The following is a 16,226-nucleotide window of genomic DNA, read 5'->3' as shown; positions in this document are numbered from 1 at the left end:
AATTATTATGTTTTTCTGCTTTATTTAATACCTCAAAATTAATTTATGCATTTGCAAAATGAATAAATTCTAAAATTGTATTTAATAAATTCTTTTTTAAAATTTTTTGCAATATCAAAAATTCTTTTTTTAATATCTATTTATAAAATTTATTTCACTTTTTATTAATTACGCAAAGGTAAAATCTAGCTACATCTTTATTAGTTTAAAAACGCACAAAAAAGAGTAAAAACAATTCAAAATATAATTCTTCACACTACACCACAACAGTACCTTTATCCCAAACAAAGACTACACGCCGATGCCTTAAAGTGATCAGTCCCAAAAAAATATTACACCAAATAAGTAGTGTGATTACTGCTGAAGTAAATAAAAAAGCTCTCGCACAACGGTGCAAGAACTTTTTTTAAATTTTACAAAGACAAATCAATTACCAACACAATAGAAGCAATAACCACAGATAGTTATAAAAAATCTTTGAAACCGTAATCAGGTTCAGGTTTGTCCTTAGATAGAAAAAATTACTCGAAAAACCTACGAAGTTAGTGCTCGAACAAGTATTGCCACTTGATGACAATAGGAAGCCAAGCACCTTAATCTTTACCTCTAGATTTTTAGGCGTAACAGTTTATTATTTATATTTTTTTACCCTTGTTTATGGCTCGTTATAAAAAATGAAGCCCCTCCCCCTCTTGATCATGAGCGAATATCATACTAAAAAAATTAAATATTTTGAGACAGGAGGCATTAGGACTGAAGTAAAAGATACGAATACATCTTATTAAAACCATAACAATGCGTTATCACATGACAGCATTGTCCATTGTTGTTCTCTCAGCATTCATCGGCGCAAACTACCTTGGCTCACTGCCATTCTTAACATAAAGGTATGCTAAGCGTGCATTACGCTGAATGCTGCTTCCCGTAATAAACAGTTCGTTATTTCAAAAAGAAAGGAAGAATTATGTTCGTAAGAACCATTCTTAGTTGTTGCCTTTTAGTACTTCTCTCCATTCCTGCTAATGCTTACAACCAACTGCCAGGTGAAGGGGTAACGATTAAGCCAGCACGTGCCACATGGGTTAGCGGATACTTCCATGAAACCATTATTCGGAAAGGACTTGAAGAACTTGGCTATTCTGTAAAGAAGCCAAAAGACCTTTCTCCAGCTATTTTCTACAAAGTTGTTTCATTGGGAGATATCGATTACTGGCCTAACACATGGTTACCAAACCAGAACCACCTGCTTAGCGACAGTGTGAAAGAAAAAGCTTCCCAGATTGGTTATGTTCTCAAAGATGAAGGCTTGCAAGGCTATTTAGTCAGCAAAGAATACGCTGATAAGTTTGACATTAAATCTCTGGACGATTTTAAACGCCCGGAAGTAATTAAAGCCTTTGACCGTGATAATGACGGTAAAGCTGACCTTACGGGCTGTCCTTCAGGTTGGGCTTGTGCAAAGATTATTGACCGCCACTTAAAAGAAAACGGACTAAAAAAATACGTTCGCCACATTCAGGCCTCATACGAAGCAGCTATGGCTTCAAACCTTGGTGCTTACAAAAGTGGTGAGCCAATTTTCTACTACGCATGGACTCCAAGCTGGACTGTCTTCAAATTAAAACCCGGCAAAGATGTTGTATGGATTAACGTTCCAGAGAAATACAACACACCGAGTGAGAAACCTTTGGAAAACGTAGTAGGTGCAGTGTCTTCTCCTATTAATATGGGATTTGAAGTTGCAAGTATTCGAGTTACAGCGAACAACAAGTTTCTTGAAGAGAACCCTGCTGCAAAGAAATTCTTCACATTATTCCGAATGAATGTTGGTGACATGAACGCACAACAGGTTAAAGTTCAGGAAGGCAAGAAGTCTCAAAAAGACATCAACGCTCAGGCTGATGAATGGATTGCAGCGAACAAAGAACTCTGGAATAGCTGGCTTGATCAGGCTCGACAGGCTGCAAACTAATACCAGTACCTGCATGGTAACACTGAAGCCTCTCTCCTGCTGAACGGTAGAAAGGACAGAACGCTCTTACATTTTTATGTAAGAGCGTTCTTTTTTATATTTCCCCCCCCGCCTGAATGACAGACCCAATTAACATTCTGACACATACACTTCGAGTTTTGTATCTGCTAAGAAACAATAGATGTCATGCTTGTACATATTGTTCCCAAGTCTTTGAGTGGCAAAGAAAGCCTGTTCCCTTTACTTGTCAGTCTCCTGAATGCTGTATCAATATACATCTGGAGTCCAAAATCACATGAACGATATAAACAGAATTGCTTTAGCAAAAGACTTTGCCCTTGCTGCAAAATAATAACTGTTTGTTAAATTGAATGTACGGAACAGCTGTAAGACAATTCTGCCCTCACAGTTGTTCAAGATAATTAGAATATCTTTTTTCCTCACAAGTCCTTTTTAGGTCGAAAGCATCATAAGCGTAAGAGGTCAGGCACTATCCGCCTTGCAGCTTTTGGGAGTGGTGTTACTATTGGCGGAATTGTTTTAACGGCTAATTTCGTAGTTAGTAGACATATTCCAAGGAGGAACTAACAATGCCTATGTATATCTGTCATTATACTTGTAATCCTGCCGCTTGGCCCGTCGAGCGTAAGAAAGAAATTGAGGTCTGGACCTCAATGGTTAAAGATGCCGACATGCTGGCTGAAGGTGAAGGGCCGGTTAAATTTAATGGCTGGATCACCAATACAGAAGGGTATGCTTTGGTTGAAGCAAAATCCAAGAAGGACGTTATTCTATTATGTGCGAGATTCTGGCCATATTTCCATAACGACATCAGAGAAATAGTTCCAGCGCATGAAGCTGGAAAGGCAATTCTGACAGGCGCCACTGAGGGCTGGGAAAATCGTTAAAAATGACTTCTCGTGCGTGAGTTTATGAACATTGCGTGTGTCATTGTTCGGTGACATACTTCACACTCTTATCTACTCTCTCAAATGAAATGCACGTAGTCGACATGCTATATAACTTGCACCGCATCGAATTGAGTCAGGCATAAAGAGAGAGCCTAGAAAAGTAGCCTAATCAGAAAGCGAACCAGCTACTGAAAACGTTCGAAGTTCTCCCATTATCAGATAGAATTTATCTTGCAATAAGCAGAAGGCTCTTACATGAAAATGTAGGAGCCTTCTTAACCTAGCTTGAGATTAAGCAATGGGAAAAGCTCGAACGTTCCTATAGAATTCAGTAGTCAGCTGAGACTGTTTTCAATTACAATATTTGTTAAAATTGAACATGTTCTAAAGATGAACACACACCTCGAGTACTTCCCTAAATGCAGGTACCTCTGGATCGAAAATGCTTGAACGCGGTAAAACTATTGATGAGACGACTAAACAACAGATTATAGCGAAGAACAGATCCCGGATATACGGTTTTAACCCGGAAAAAAAGCCATTGCGCACCAATGCTTTCCTCTACCGAACTCAAAGCCCGCAGGCCAGCCAACGACGTTTGGTTGAATTTCTTTCGTCCCTAATTTATCGAAATATTTTACCTCTTAGCTGCAGGAGATCTCACATTGTTTACTATTGATGCCGAAGGGTACATATTACAGGCAGCGAAGAATCCAGACAGGAAAGTGTCAACTATAATTGTGTGCTCGGCTTTAGGTGGACGGAACGAGAGTTGCGTATTGTTAGGCGTAACCGTGAACTAGCATTACATGTGGGCTTTCTTGATCAGGTCATTGAAACTTCACATTCCGGCACGACCATTCTGGACAGTAGAATTACATTGGGCGGGTTACCAAGCGCGGACTTCAGGACTTGAAGCACGTCAGACTCGTAGGGCAAGCAGTAACAGTTCTCAACGGTATCAAACTTTCCATTGAAAACCTCAAGAGCAAGCCCTCAGCATGGGTAAATAGAGAATGCATACTCAAGGTAAGCATTCTAGCGCACTTTATCTACACAGCACAGCTTGTGATTTCTCAGGGCGGTAACACTTAGGAGTAATGATCACACTAGAAGAAATGGAAGAACTTAACAGGCTAATAGATACCATTGCGGGGACAAAAACTCACTACACATTATTCAGCCTAAAAGGACAGTCTGAAAGCTTTACTAAAGTCTTCGAGCTTGCTGCACAATCAAGCGCGACGGTTCTGCTTCAAAGAGAAACAGGCACCGGCAGGGAATTTTTTGTTCAGGCAATTCACAATGAAGGAGATAGGATAACCAACCCAACTGTGGAGCTATTCCGGCTAAGTTGCTTGAAAGCGAGCTATTCGGGTCTGTAGAAGGGGCATTTACAGGAGCATCGAAAGGAGGGAGCCTGGGTAAATTTGGGCTAGCTAACGGAGGCACCATTCTTTTAGATGAAATGAGCGACATGCCTCACCACATGCAGGTTATGCTTACAAACCTGAGAGGTTTACCGAATCGTTGCACGGCAGCCAATCCCCGTCGACATTCGCATTATTGCAAGCACACATGTAGAGATGGCCAAGGCCGTTGCGCAGGGAGTTTTCAGAGAAGATCTCTTTTACAACGTACTGTCGATTACCATTCCACCTCTACGAGATCGCGGCAAAGAGGACATTATGGGACTTGCTTCATTTTTCCTAAGTCGCGCAAAAGGCAGTTAACCTCAGCTCTCCCCACAAGCTCAAGAAGCTTCACGGCCTGGAAATGTCAGAGAATTAGAAAACTGTATGCAACGTGCTCTGCACACGTGCGAAGGAGAAACTATTGAACTTCATCATCTGGATTTTCCGCTTGCCACACCAGATAATACACTGTGCCCTCCATACACACTTGAAGACAATGAACGTTCCGGCATACTGAAAAAATTGAACAAAATTAAATACAACATGACAGAACAAGTTAAAATCCTCAACATTTCACGAACCACACTCTACCAAAAACTAAAACAATATATTTACCAAAGAAGAGTACCTTCAGGATAAGTTCTAAGCTACGATATCACAGGTTGCAGCTAAAAAAAGTAACTAGAAAGCCTAAACCTGTTTAAAAGATCATTCATCGCGACGAGGCAAGCAATACTGTCAGCTTGACATGGAAGTATAGTTGATTTTGCTTTTTTTTAGCTAAAAAGCTTGCCATCTTTCATTTCTGCTCTGCATATTTTCAATTTGAGATATACACTTAACCGCACGACGCTCTATCTCTAAAAAATCTTGAACTTGTTTATACTCAACCAGTGCGTATTCATTACCATATGTCTTACTCTTCATTTCACTTAATTTCTTAGAAATTTCCTGTTCTCCTGTCAAAATCACTTCTTTTTTAATTTTATTTAATTGGACTATGCATTCCATCCCAGTTGCCAAATGATGCATATATCCATTGAATAGCATATCCTTGCTTTCGTTTTCGTTACCTATTGCGTTTATTGAAACAATGGCATCAATAAAACTCTCTAAGTTCATTAGCAAATTGGGCAGCATGGGAATTAACTGATTAACGCAATCCCGTTCATAATCTTCAAGTATAATCGGAGAAAGTTTCTCTGACTTTATAATTTCCTCATTTGAAATGATCACTAAGCAATCTAGCTTTGCCTCTACATTTTCAAGAAGTTGTTTATACCATTGCAGAAGATTACGTTCTTGTACTCCAAGTATTAAGATAACATTTCTTAAGTTATAGACTAATGAGCATAACTCATTTTTTGCTTCACTCTTTTTCCGCTGTTGTTCTAAGATAACGTACCCCAAAAGCCCTCCTAGAAAGGTTCCCAAAACAATTTCACCAAAACTAACCCCAAGCGAAAAAAAATCAGTTGCAGCTAGTTAAAGCATGTCCGCATAACGACTCATACCCACTCCATTTATCTATACTTAAGACGAAGCGAGCCTACACTTCATCTCAAATTTTGTCATCGAGCAGATCTTCTGAAAAACTGTTGACGTGTATCTCCTTGCTAGAAATACGTTGAAAAAAAGTTACAGTAAAATGCGGAAGGTCAGTTAGAAAGTTTTAGGCATCACGCAACTTTTTTATGAAAAAAGCTGACAACGTCCCATGTTCTGACTGCCGTAACTTTTTGGAGGAGCATTTGTTGACACCTAGCGCGCCATGTAACTGTTCGTTAGCGTTTAATTTTTAATAGCCGTTAAAAGTAGAAACTAGGCAGTAAATCGTAGTTTATGAATCGAAGCGTTTCCATATTGGGACGTTCGTTGCTGTAAAACTATAGTCATGGAGCAGCATTATCTTAAACTTGTTTGATACTGCTGAACTAGTGTTGATTTAAAGTCATATTTGACAGTCCGTTTATACCACTCGAGGTGTGATTTCAGTTTAGGGTTGCCAGACTGAATATAGTTCAAACCAATTCCGTAAGTTTTTCCTAAAAGTTGAAGCTTGTGACTTGTGTATCCTAATCCATGACCACAACGAGTAGCGAAAGCTTACCACACCATTCAATCACTTAATTTAATGACCCGATTAAGCGCTCATCTGACAAGGAGAAGTCAATTTTTAATGCTTATAAGCCATTCACCGTTTAAAGTCGTCGATCACGTTGGGCAACCGTAAGTAAAACCATAGGGCAGACATTATTCGGTATTTCAAGAGCGGCAAGGAGGTTGTTTTGTCACGCTTGAGTTCTTTGAGTCTCGCCATACTTGGGCACCATTTGGAAAAGGAAGTGCCATTCATGCCATGTTTTCGGCAAAGCTCTGGAACAGGTGTGCGTTTTTCTGTCTGTTTGAAAAAACTCATGGTCTGGCTGTCAGTGTAACGTAATTTATTCAAGTAGAATCTCTTATGGTTGCCCTAAAGGAGAACTCTACTCTTGAGGACAATTCTTTTTCGGGGGGATTATCTTCAAAATTCAAGGCACCTGTAAAAGATGACTTCCGACCATCCTTGCGGCAATAGTTCCGTTGGGTTTAGTTGCCTATGGCAGTTGTCAGGAGACAAACTTTCTATCTAAAAAATTTTTCAATTTTCATAAACTGTTAGAATAAAACCCTGAGCAAGCTTTGCTGCTCTCATGTGCAATTTAATTGATTGGACGAATATGCGACAATCTTTGCTTAAGATTTTGCTACCGCAACACGTATGCTACATATGGAGACCATTACATTCCTGTCGTAGATAGGACTATTTTACAGATAAGTAATGTTGCACATTACATAGTAATACGTCGACGGACTACATTTGGTCACATAACTTTATTTTTTTATTTGAAGAGAAAAACGTAAAAAACAATTACATAGCGAGGGGTCGTGCGAAATTAGTAACCGAACAACAAAAGACATTTCTTATTGTTAGTTGTTGTTCTCAACATAGTAACGTTCGCTGGACATCGGTACTTTCGGGAATTCCGCCACGTTGTTAGGAGTAAGGGTAATAACACGGGCTACGCTAGTTCGACTGGCAAGACGATCATACATTTCAACAAGATAGTCAGAACTTTCGGACAAGCCTTTCTCTTTGATAACGTTGCTATATTTTTCGAATTCTTGCGTAGTACTTGAGACATTCATGCTGTAAATATTTTTACACCAATCTTTACCCCACTTAGTCACTTTCTCCCCACCAAGTTGCTTAAAATAATTATTTCCTGCTGGGGATGACATACGCTGAACAAAGAGAATCGTTCCGCCATCGGTATATATTTTTGAATGCATGACCCCACGCGGAAACCGGCCGCTCACTTCCGTATTCAAAGGGATACTTACTGAGAGTTGACCTTTTTTTTGAAAATCAGATGGGATGGTAAGCGCATACGCGCCCTTTCCTATTTGGTTATCGGTACTGTCAGGACTCGCTTTGGGTGATCGTGCAAAAAAAGAAACAATTAATTGTTTAATTATATTCATCATAACAACCTAATTTTTGACATGGTGCGTAAGGGTTTGGAATATTTTAATTCTGGGTTGTGAAGTAAGTGCGTATCTCTGTTGATTGGCCTATTACTAATGCAGCTTTCTTATACCCCTTCTTGCTAATAGCAATTGGTAATTTACTAAACACACGTAGCGTGCGCCAGTTCTTTATGTCGCGTGCAATCAGTGATCCTGTTTCAACCCTGTAAATACATAGTGAAGCCATTATGATGGATCAAGCAGAAGACGGGAATGAGTGCTCGAAGGCGCGGAATAAAAAAAGCCCTTACACTTTCGTGCAAGAGCATCTTCTATGGAACCTTCCCTCCTGCTAGATCGATAGCCTGAGCATACAGTCTTGTACCCGTTATGGTTAGATCAGAAACTGGCTGACACGAAACGGAGTGAGGTGAGAACCGTAGACAATACCTGATGCCATTAAGCTATCAGCTTTTTACTCCACACATTCATACTTTCGATTCCATTTGCAATGCATGTGTTATTTGGCAGTCTTCCACAATAAAGATATCCTGCACGAGCGAATGTGATATTCATTCCGGGGGATATCGCTCTAGCAATAGTGTAGGCAGTCATTATTCCCATAGTACACATAGCAGACTCCATTTCAGCAAGTAACGCTGAAGCAAGTCCAGTGCTCCTATGTTCAGGAAGTGTGGCAAAATCGGTCATCTCGACGTTCTTAACGTCAGAGTCAACTTCTGCAGAAGCCAAAGCCACTAGTTGCCCATCAAGACGCGCTCCCCAATAATGTGTCCCTTCATTCATGGTTTGCTCTACAAAAGCAGCTTCATGCACAGGAAAAGGATATTTTTTAAAGACTTGCTGAAAAAGATCTACCATTTCCGGAATATCGTTTTTTTGCAAGGGGGTTATCGCATATCCTTCAGGCAGTTCTTTATACCCGTCATTTGCCTTTTTTTGCGCAAGCATACGTACACTTTCAAACGTAGGACCTAAAGGTTCATCCCGTCTTTCATGCATTAAGTATTTTGTAACGAAGACTCCATCTCCGCGATGTGAATACATATTGGGAACACGGACTTCTTCCTCGAAACTTTGCGCTTTAAACGCATCAAGCATTACTTCGGGAACCTTTGCAATGACCTTTGAGTACCCTTCAGCTAGCGCAAGATCTGACAGACTACGTGCAGCAACATCGGGAGAACTTCCTAACTTAAGCAAGTAAACTCTGTCGCTACTGCGCCCATGTTGAATAGTATTTCCCATTATCAACACCACACGATCCGGCTGCATCATCTCTCCTGTCCATACGTTCATTTTCTTTCGGTGTGAGACTCAAGGTTTCATCCCAGTCACACAGAAGCTTTTCAATCCCAATGGCCTTTTCACAACCATCGTCTTCTTTTAATGTAAGAGTACAGTCTTCGCACTTTCTGTCACAATAGTGAGAGTCGTAACTTTCGGGCTCATTGTAGGTCGTAATCACGCCTTCATAGTTTCTGAGTACAACCTTATGTGTTCCCCAAGAGACAATGTAGTTTGGCATTACAGGGATTTTCCCACCACCACCCGGTGCATCAATAACGTATGTAGGAACAGAGAAGCCAGAGGTGTGGCCTCGCAAGCTTTCAATAATCTCGATCCCTTTGCTCACAGGAGTACGAAAGTGAGTAAGTCCTTCTGACAAATCACATTGGTACAAGTAATATGGGCGCACTCTGTTTTTAACTAATTTTTGATTCAAGGTACGGATCAATCGCTGGCAATCGTTGACACCTGCCAACAATACGCTCTGGTTGCCCATTGGAATCCCAGCATTGGCCAACCGTTCAAGCGCTTTTCTTGAAGAAGCGGTCATCTCTCTTGGATGGTTAAAATGCGTATTCATCCAAAGTGGATGGTGTTTTTTTAACATCTCAACAAGATCTGTTGTTATTCGCTGAGGAAGCACAACTGGCATTCGCGTTCCGATACGAACAACTTCGACGTGATCTATGGAGCCAAGCTCTCCCAAAATCCAATCAAGTCTTTCATCCGAAAGCATTAGCGGATCACCGCCGGAAATTAATACATCTCGTACTCGTGGATTGTTACGAATGTAATCAAACCCCTTCTCCATCTGCTTACGATCAGGGATGAAGTCCATATCGCCAACTTTGCGCTTTCGCGTGCAGTGTCGACAATACATTGAACAAGTATTGCTGACGTGAAAGAGCACCCGATCGGGATACCTGTGAGTAATACCCGGTACTGGACTGTCTTTTTCTTCATGCAAAGGGTCAGCCATGTCATGTTCTAAAACATCCATTTCACGCACAGAAGGGAAACATTGTCTAAAGACAGGGTCATTCTCATAATCATCCACTTCGATAAGGGATAAATAATAAGGAGTAATTGAAATTGGGAACTGCTCTGCTGTTGCCTCGTAGGCCATCCGTTGATCATCCGTAAAAGTTATCCCGAGCAATCTTTCAAATGTTTTAACATCACGAATACTATGGCGAATATGCCACTTCCAATCATGCCATCGCGATGAGGGGCCTTTATCGTCAAGTCCCTGAACAAAAGCTTTTTGTCGGGCGTTAAGGGGGGTCATATACAATCCTTGTGTTTATTAAATAGGATGACTGTAGAAGCGTATTGTTACAACGTCGTTAAACGACTCAGGACTACTGTAAATCTGAAACGCGAAGTATAGGAAAAAAGAAACTGCAAAAAGTGTCCATATAAGAATAAAGACTACATTCGAAATTAGCAGTCGTTTGTCATTTTCCATTTCTTTCTCCTTTCACACTACGCATTCATAGCACCCAATCAATGACGAATTACGCTAACACAACACTTAAGATACATCATGGATCATAAAACAAAAGGGGAAGGTTTGGGGGGTGATCGGGGGTACCCATATACCCGAAACTGCTGTGGACAACCGATTGAAACGAATCACATACTCTTTTACCCAATTTTTACAGCCATAATCTATGCATATTGCCCCCTCAGATTCACCTGCTAACAATAACTAGTTCGCTAAGATTATTGTTTTGAAAACACGTAGTGATATCAATAAGTGCTTATTGGAGTGGGACTACGTAGACGAAATCAAGCGCGACACATTCTCTTCAGGGCTAAAATCAACGTTGAGAAGAGATGCAAATTCGACGAGCTCACACAATCCGCTTTTCGTTTTTGTAGAGTGGGATGCAGATGTCAGAGCTTTGCATAGGGCTTATCCGCTTGAATTTTAGAACTGAAAAAAGGCTAAGTAGATATAAAAGAAAGCTCCTAGCATTATACACTAGGAGCTTTCTTATTTACAATTTCAACAAGGTAGATTCTGCATTCAATTTCTTGTAGAGATCGCTCAAGGTTCGACCTCTACACGTACGCAGTGGATGTGACCAAACAACTGAGCCCCTCTCCCGGCATAATTTTGATTATTGGCAGCGAGGTAGCCCTAACAGGGAATCTTTGTCGAAGAATATAGTCTTGTATTCACGAGGCGATGATACGATTCAATTCTGCTCGAAGACGTATTTTTTCTACCCGAGAATCGTGAACTTAACTTACATGAGCAACACCAGCTTTATACTTTTTCTGCCACAAATATTGAAGGTGGGAACTACTCCTAACCGCAGGCAACATTTTGAATAACATAGTCATACTCAATAAGTTTTTTCACAGCCTCAACTTTGAATTTCTTCACATAGTATATGTCACTTATAGTATCCTTCTAAAGTTAAGGATCTATAACTTAGGAGAAGCTGCAACCTAGAGGCTATTCATCTTTTTTGATCATGTGTTCGTTTACTGTTGCACGTCGCAAGTAAATAACCGCCCCACCTTCATTACCTATCAATTTCATTATATTTCACTGAATCACTTTACATATTCAACACCGAGTTGTTGTTTTGCCTCACCTATAGATTTTGGAAGCATGCCCATAACCACGGTGGTCAATACGCAAAGTCCGTAGAATAACCACATCATCTGCATTCCGGTTAAATTAAGCATTTTCCCGCCAGTAAAGACAAAGGTTGCTACGCCCAGTCCGAGTAATGTTTGGTAGGCAACAGAAAAACACATGAGCTTGGTAGAAGCTGTTTGCATTCGAACCATAATTAACGTTGGAATGCACGGAGGATACAGCGCCATGAAAAGCATTAATGCTAGAGCATGGAGTGAAGTAAAACCTTCTTCCCCTTCTTTCATACTTTCCTGAACCGACTTATTGCTTCCATCAACTGCGTAAATAGCACCTAGAGTTGCTGCGCTATTCTCCTTTGCGGCAAACGCTGAGAGCAAGGCGATATTGATGCGCCAATTGAATCCGGCATACTGGGTTACAGGCTCTAAAGCGTGTCCCATCATGCCAAGGAAACTGTTTTCAAATTGCGCTGCCCGTAATTCTCTGCGTAGCTTTCGCCTTGTCCGTTGGACTTTACGCAAAGCTTTAGCAATTTTTATTGCATCTGTACCTTGCTTGGCCGCAATACTATAAAATTGCGGATTTTTTGCGGCAAATTTTTGTTGGATTTCGTGTAAGGTTGCTGGGTCTTTTACTCCGCGTTTTGCTTTTTTGTATCCATCGGAAAACAGAATTAAATCCATAAGATTTTGTTCATCCACTGCATTGTGGAATGTAGTGGCGGACGTTACATCTAAAAATTTTGTGACAGCTGCTGTTTCTTTTTGCTCAAAACCTTTTTGTACTTCAGTAGATAGTGTTGGGAAATTGATGAGCACAAAGACAATTACAGCTACGGCAATGACGACAGTGACGATTTTTTTTACGAAGAGCCACATGCGTTCTAAGGCACGGTGTAATACGCCTGACACCGTTGGTAGATGGTACGCAGGCATTTCCATAATGAACGGTGCGCTTTCGTATTTGCTCAACACTGTAAGCGACAAGGCCTTTGCCACAGGCAAAGCCATAAATAGAGTCACCGTTGCGATAAAGAACATTGCAATTCCTGCATGATCGCTAAAGTAGGCACTGATCAAAATGAGATACAATGGCACTTTTGCGAGGCAGTTCATCATTGGCACAACCATCAGTGTTGTAAGACGTGCCCTTTCATCCGGAATGGCCTTAGTCGCCAGAACACCCGGAATGGCGCACCCTCCTACGTATACACCGCCAAGAATAAGCGGCAGGGTTGATTGACCATGCATGCCGAACTTGCGGAAAAGCCGATCTAAAAGAAACGCCATGCGCGGCATGTAACCACTATCTTCAAGAATTGCGATTAAGCTGAAAAGTAAAAAGAAAATAGGTAAATAGTTTAGGATTGCGGTAACACTCTGGATAGTCCAGCTGCCGAGAGAACGACTTACCGGATCAACAAGAAAGTTTGGCTGTGGAAAAATTTGCATCAGGAAGTCACCTAGTGCCGCCCACATAGGCCATACGCGCTGTGCCAAGTCGTTTCCTAGAATAATCGACACCTGATATAAGCAAAAAAGAATGGCAAACAGAATCATCGGGCCAAATACTTTATGACAAATGTATCTGTCCAGCTTGTCAGAAAAAGTCTCTGCTGTTTGATTACTGGCAGTGACGCATTCCTTGCAGATAATCGCACATGCTTCGTGGCGTTTTTTTGCAATAAATCTTTCCACATCCTGCCCCGTTGCTCGCATGAACTCTTCTCTGTACTCTTCTACAGATGCAAGAACAGCTATGGACGTTGCCAATAGCTTTTGATTGGTTTTACTTACAAAAGCTAATGCTTCTGAATCATTTTCCAGAAGTTTGATTGCAAGCCATCGCAAAGGATAGTTTTTAGTTGATAGCGGCAAAAGCTCTTCTGCCACCTTGGTAATATAGGGCTCTAGTTCCCCATAATCTATTGCATAATTACGCTGAGGAGTTTTACTTGTTGCTACCATGCTTTCTGCTAATGCATTGAGCAATTCTTTACGACCGACTGATTTTTTACCAATGGTTCTAATTACACGAATGCCCAGTTGCTGTTCCAGCTTGGAAGAATCAACAGTAATGTGACGTCGTTCAGCTACATCAACCATATTCAGAGCAAGAACTGTGGGCTTTTCCATTTCGAGCAATTGCAGTGTTAGGTACAAATGGCGCTGTAAATTGGAGCAATCCGCTACATCAATGAGCACCTGCGGATCGTCATGTAGAATTACGTCCCGCGCGACCCGCTCTTCAAGTGAATACGACGTAAAACTGTATGTTCCGGGAAGGTCAACAAGCTCTACGGATGTGCCTCCTACAGAGAGGATTCCTACTTTTTTTTCAACAGTCACCCCGGGGTAATTGGCAACGTGCTGTCTTGCACCGGTTAACATATTAAATACGGTAGATTTTCCGCAGTTTGGCTGTCCTGCTAATGCAATGGTACTAACTTTATTCACAATAGCACCTTTGGTCTGAACGAGAATACAACAATGGGGCGTTCATACGCTACCTATCCTTATGTATTACTGCTCTGCCCCAGAGGACAGCGCAGTCTGAATCGTACAAGCACTATTTCATGCTTGTTAGTGAACAATTACTTTGCTTGCGATGCCGCGTTCTAGAATCAATCTTCCGTCACCGATTGAGATGATCATTGGACCTCGACCGGCGTTTACAACAACTGCGAGCTCTGTTCCGGGGTATACTCCCAGTGATTCCAGCCTTGTTGTGGCACAACGGCCTGCATCTATAGTTACTACGCAGGCATTAGCCCCTGCGAGAATGGTATTGAGTGTCTTTTTCATTGTAAAAACCTTTGTCTTGAAACGATAAAAACCAATCATTTAATAGTATTGTGGATGTGACATGTCAAAAAAAAGAGTAAATTGACATTAGGTGTCAACTTACCCGTACGACATGACAAAAAGCAGTTATTAAATGAAAATGAATGTCATTCGCTCAAATGCTTGCCTTTCATACTGAGGCGTTGTAAGCACTTGTTTACCGACATAACTCATGGAGGTGTTTATTGAAAATGAGTGAGCCTTTGGGGATTTTTCAAGATTATCTTAAAAGGAAAGGGCTCAAGGTCACAACGCAGCGCGAATTTATTTTGCATGTTTTTATTCGGCTGACCACACCGGTAACGGTGGATGAGCTGTATCAAGAAGTTGTAAAGCTAGACCCGACAATTAGCATTTCTACCTTGTATAGAACGATTAAGCTTATTGCGGGATGTGGCCTTGCCAGTAGCGAGCAGACAGATGAAGGCGCAATTCATTACAAGCCAGTTGTTGAAGTGCGTTTTGTTATGATTTGCGAGTGCTGCGGGACTGAAACCCCCTTCGTAAACCCTTATCTGGATTGCATTCACAATGAGGCATCACGCCAGAAGGGTTTTGAACTCCGACGATGTCATACTGTTATTTACGGCATCTGTAATAACTGTCGAAAAAGAGAGGTTTCCATACCCATAACGTCTTTAACCATTACAGCGTAACTATATATTCGCTTCCACTTTTTACATACCAAGTTTTTTACCAGTTCTTTCTGTTTAGTCCGCAGAAAAATTCTTTGAAAGTCCGTTAGTAGCCTCTGCATATTGCATTGGCATAACTATTACCTATGGCTCATGTGAATGAGTTACATGGAGACGGACACCAATGTATCGTACGTATTATATAGCTCTTCTTTTCCTTGCGGGGCAGCTGCTCATTTTGGCACCAGCTTACGCAAGTTCAAAACAGGCTCAGTCTCTTGCTTCGGGCACGATTGCCGTCGAGCAAAAGGCTCAGAAAAAAATTAGCGCATGGCAGCAGGAAAAGCATAGCGTCATCGCGCAGATCAACAATAAGCAAGTTGAATTTGACTGGCTTACTCATCAAAAAAATAAATATTCCCGATATATTAAAACGCTCGAAGGCAACATTGCAGAAATGAAGCGGCAGCAGCAAGAGCTTGAAATGATAGCTAACGCTGTTACGCCCCTTCTTGAAAATACCGTTGCCCGACTCGAATTCTTTATCGATGAAGATCAGCCGTTTTTGTCTAAAGAACGACAGGAGCGCATGTCCAATATTAAAAAAGCTCTTGCAGACCCGCATCTAGCGCAGGCTGAACAGCTCCGCCGTGTTTTGGAAACTCTTGAAGTAGAGACAGGATATGGCTCAGGTATTGAGATAGATAGCGAAGATGTAGTGCTTGAAGGTCAGCCGTTGCGTGCAGAAACTGTTCGCGCAGGTCGACTCGGTTACTACTGCGTTTCTCCGGATAAACAACAGGTCGGCATATGGTCTCCGGTAAAAAAAGAGTTTGTGTTGGTTGCGGATAGCAACAAACAAGCCGTTCTTTCCTTGCGAACTATTGCGCGCCGTAAGCAGATTGTTGAAGTAACTCCTTTGCCTCTGGCCATTGAAGTAACTTCAGTTCCGACATCATCGTCGTCAGTTGAATCTGTTGCAAGCCGCTCTACTTCTCCGGAGAAAGAATAA

The 16,226-nt window shown here is 41.3% G+C and carries 13 protein-coding genes and 1 pseudogene; 8 read left to right on the top strand and 6 right to left on the bottom strand.

Annotated elements, in window-relative coordinates; genetic code table 11:
• The first annotated feature begins 964 nt into the window (after positions 1–964).
• The 6 genes and pseudogenes from proX to ACZ5V1_RS06115 all read left to right on the top strand — a co-directional run bounded on the left by proX (position 965) and on the right by ACZ5V1_RS06115 (position 4,937).
• A complete protein-coding gene (gene proX, locus ACZ5V1_RS06140; RefSeq protein WP_464391100.1) occupies positions 965–1,972 on the top strand; it encodes a glycine betaine/L-proline ABC transporter substrate-binding protein ProX in 1,008 nt (335 codons plus the stop codon).
• A 590-nt stretch (positions 1,973–2,562) separates the two neighbouring features.
• A complete protein-coding gene (locus ACZ5V1_RS06135; protein WP_464391099.1) occupies positions 2,563–2,880 on the top strand; it encodes a hypothetical protein in 318 nt (105 codons plus the stop codon).
• Positions 2,881–3,795: 915 nt separating this feature from the next.
• Positions 3,796–3,978: a hypothetical protein gene (locus tag ACZ5V1_RS06130; RefSeq protein WP_464391098.1), complete on the top strand. Its 183-nt coding sequence runs from the start codon at positions 3,796–3,798 to the stop codon at positions 3,976–3,978.
• 5 nt (positions 3,979–3,983) lie between these two features.
• Positions 3,984–4,330: pseudogene (locus ACZ5V1_RS06125) on the top strand (sigma 54-interacting transcriptional regulator); the annotation flags it as partial.
• A gap of 79 nt (positions 4,331–4,409) precedes the next feature.
• Positions 4,410–4,616, top strand: coding sequence for a sigma 54-interacting transcriptional regulator (locus tag ACZ5V1_RS06120; protein WP_464391605.1), 207 nt, complete (start codon positions 4,410–4,412; stop codon positions 4,614–4,616).
• A 66-nt stretch (positions 4,617–4,682) separates the two neighbouring features.
• Positions 4,683–4,937, top strand: a complete 255-nt coding sequence (locus ACZ5V1_RS06115) for a helix-turn-helix domain-containing protein (RefSeq protein WP_464391097.1) — start codon at positions 4,683–4,685, stop codon at positions 4,935–4,937.
• Positions 4,938–5,078: 141 nt separating this feature from the next.
• Here the strand turns inward: ACZ5V1_RS06115 and ACZ5V1_RS06110 are convergent, their stop codons facing one another.
• From ACZ5V1_RS06110 to ACZ5V1_RS06085, 6 genes are all read right to left on the bottom strand, one after another.
• Positions 5,079–5,708, bottom strand: coding sequence for a hypothetical protein (locus ACZ5V1_RS06110; RefSeq protein WP_464391096.1), 630 nt, complete (start codon positions 5,706–5,708; stop codon positions 5,079–5,081).
• Between the two features lie 1,560 nt (positions 5,709–7,268).
• Complete coding sequence (locus ACZ5V1_RS06105; RefSeq protein ID WP_464391095.1) at positions 7,269–7,823, bottom strand: hypothetical protein; 555 nt, start codon at positions 7,821–7,823, stop codon at positions 7,269–7,271.
• Positions 7,824–8,267: 444 nt separating this feature from the next.
• Positions 8,268–9,077, bottom strand: coding sequence for a putative beta-lysine N-acetyltransferase (ablB, locus tag ACZ5V1_RS06100; protein ID WP_464391094.1), 810 nt, complete (start codon positions 9,075–9,077; stop codon positions 8,268–8,270).
• The gene (kamA, locus tag ACZ5V1_RS06095; protein WP_464391093.1) at positions 9,046–10,407 is read right to left on the bottom strand and encodes a lysine 2,3-aminomutase; all 1,362 of its coding nucleotides are present in this window, start codon (positions 10,405–10,407) and stop codon (positions 9,046–9,048) included. Before kamA ends, ablB begins: the two co-directional genes overlap by 32 nt.
• A 1,280-nt stretch (positions 10,408–11,687) precedes the next feature.
• Positions 11,688–14,192 (bottom strand): ferrous iron transport protein B, encoded by a 2,505-nt coding sequence (feoB, locus tag ACZ5V1_RS06090; RefSeq protein ID WP_464391092.1) that lies wholly within the window; start codon positions 14,190–14,192, stop codon positions 11,688–11,690.
• Between the two features lie 126 nt (positions 14,193–14,318).
• Positions 14,319–14,540, bottom strand: coding sequence for a FeoA family protein (locus ACZ5V1_RS06085; RefSeq protein WP_464391091.1), 222 nt, complete (start codon positions 14,538–14,540; stop codon positions 14,319–14,321).
• 230 nt (positions 14,541–14,770) lie between these two features.
• On the opposite strand from ACZ5V1_RS06085, the gene ACZ5V1_RS06080 reads away from it, so the two are divergent.
• Positions 14,771–15,235 (top strand): Fur family transcriptional regulator, encoded by a 465-nt coding sequence (locus ACZ5V1_RS06080; RefSeq protein WP_464391090.1) that lies wholly within the window; start codon positions 14,771–14,773, stop codon positions 15,233–15,235.
• Between the two features lie 163 nt (positions 15,236–15,398).
• Positions 15,399–16,226 (top strand): DUF3450 domain-containing protein, encoded by an 828-nt coding sequence (locus tag ACZ5V1_RS06075; protein WP_464391089.1) that lies wholly within the window; start codon positions 15,399–15,401, stop codon positions 16,224–16,226.

The organism is Halodesulfovibrio oceani subsp. galateae, assembly GCF_055397225.1.
Note: the sequence above shows the minus strand (reverse complement) of the source record. Positions and strands in the feature narration are given on the sequence as shown.

Bases quoted from the DNA above. Each gene is read 5' to 3' on its own strand.
- proX (WP_464391100.1), top strand. From the start codon at position 965: ATGTTCGTAAGAACCATTCTTAGTTGTTGCCTTTTAGTACTTCTCTCC.
- ACZ5V1_RS06135 (WP_464391099.1), top strand. From the start codon at position 2,563: ATGCCTATGTATATCTGTCATTATACTTGTAATCCTGCCGCTTGGCCC.
- ACZ5V1_RS06115 (WP_464391097.1), top strand. From the start codon at position 4,683: ATGCAACGTGCTCTGCACACGTGCGAAGGAGAAACTATTGAACTTCAT.
- ACZ5V1_RS06105 (WP_464391095.1), bottom strand. From the start codon at position 7,823: ATGAATATAATTAAACAATTAATTGTTTCTTTTTTTGCACGATCACCC.
- ablB (WP_464391094.1), bottom strand. From the start codon at position 9,077: ATGGGAAATACTATTCAACATGGGCGCAGTAGCGACAGAGTTTACTTG.
- kamA (WP_464391093.1), bottom strand. From the start codon at position 10,407: ATGACCCCCCTTAACGCCCGACAAAAAGCTTTTGTTCAGGGACTTGAC.
- ACZ5V1_RS06085 (WP_464391091.1), bottom strand. From the start codon at position 14,540: ATGAAAAAGACACTCAATACCATTCTCGCAGGGGCTAATGCCTGCGTA.
- ACZ5V1_RS06080 (WP_464391090.1), top strand. From the start codon at position 14,771: ATGAGTGAGCCTTTGGGGATTTTTCAAGATTATCTTAAAAGGAAAGGG.
- ACZ5V1_RS06075 (WP_464391089.1), top strand. From the start codon at position 15,399: ATGTATCGTACGTATTATATAGCTCTTCTTTTCCTTGCGGGGCAGCTG.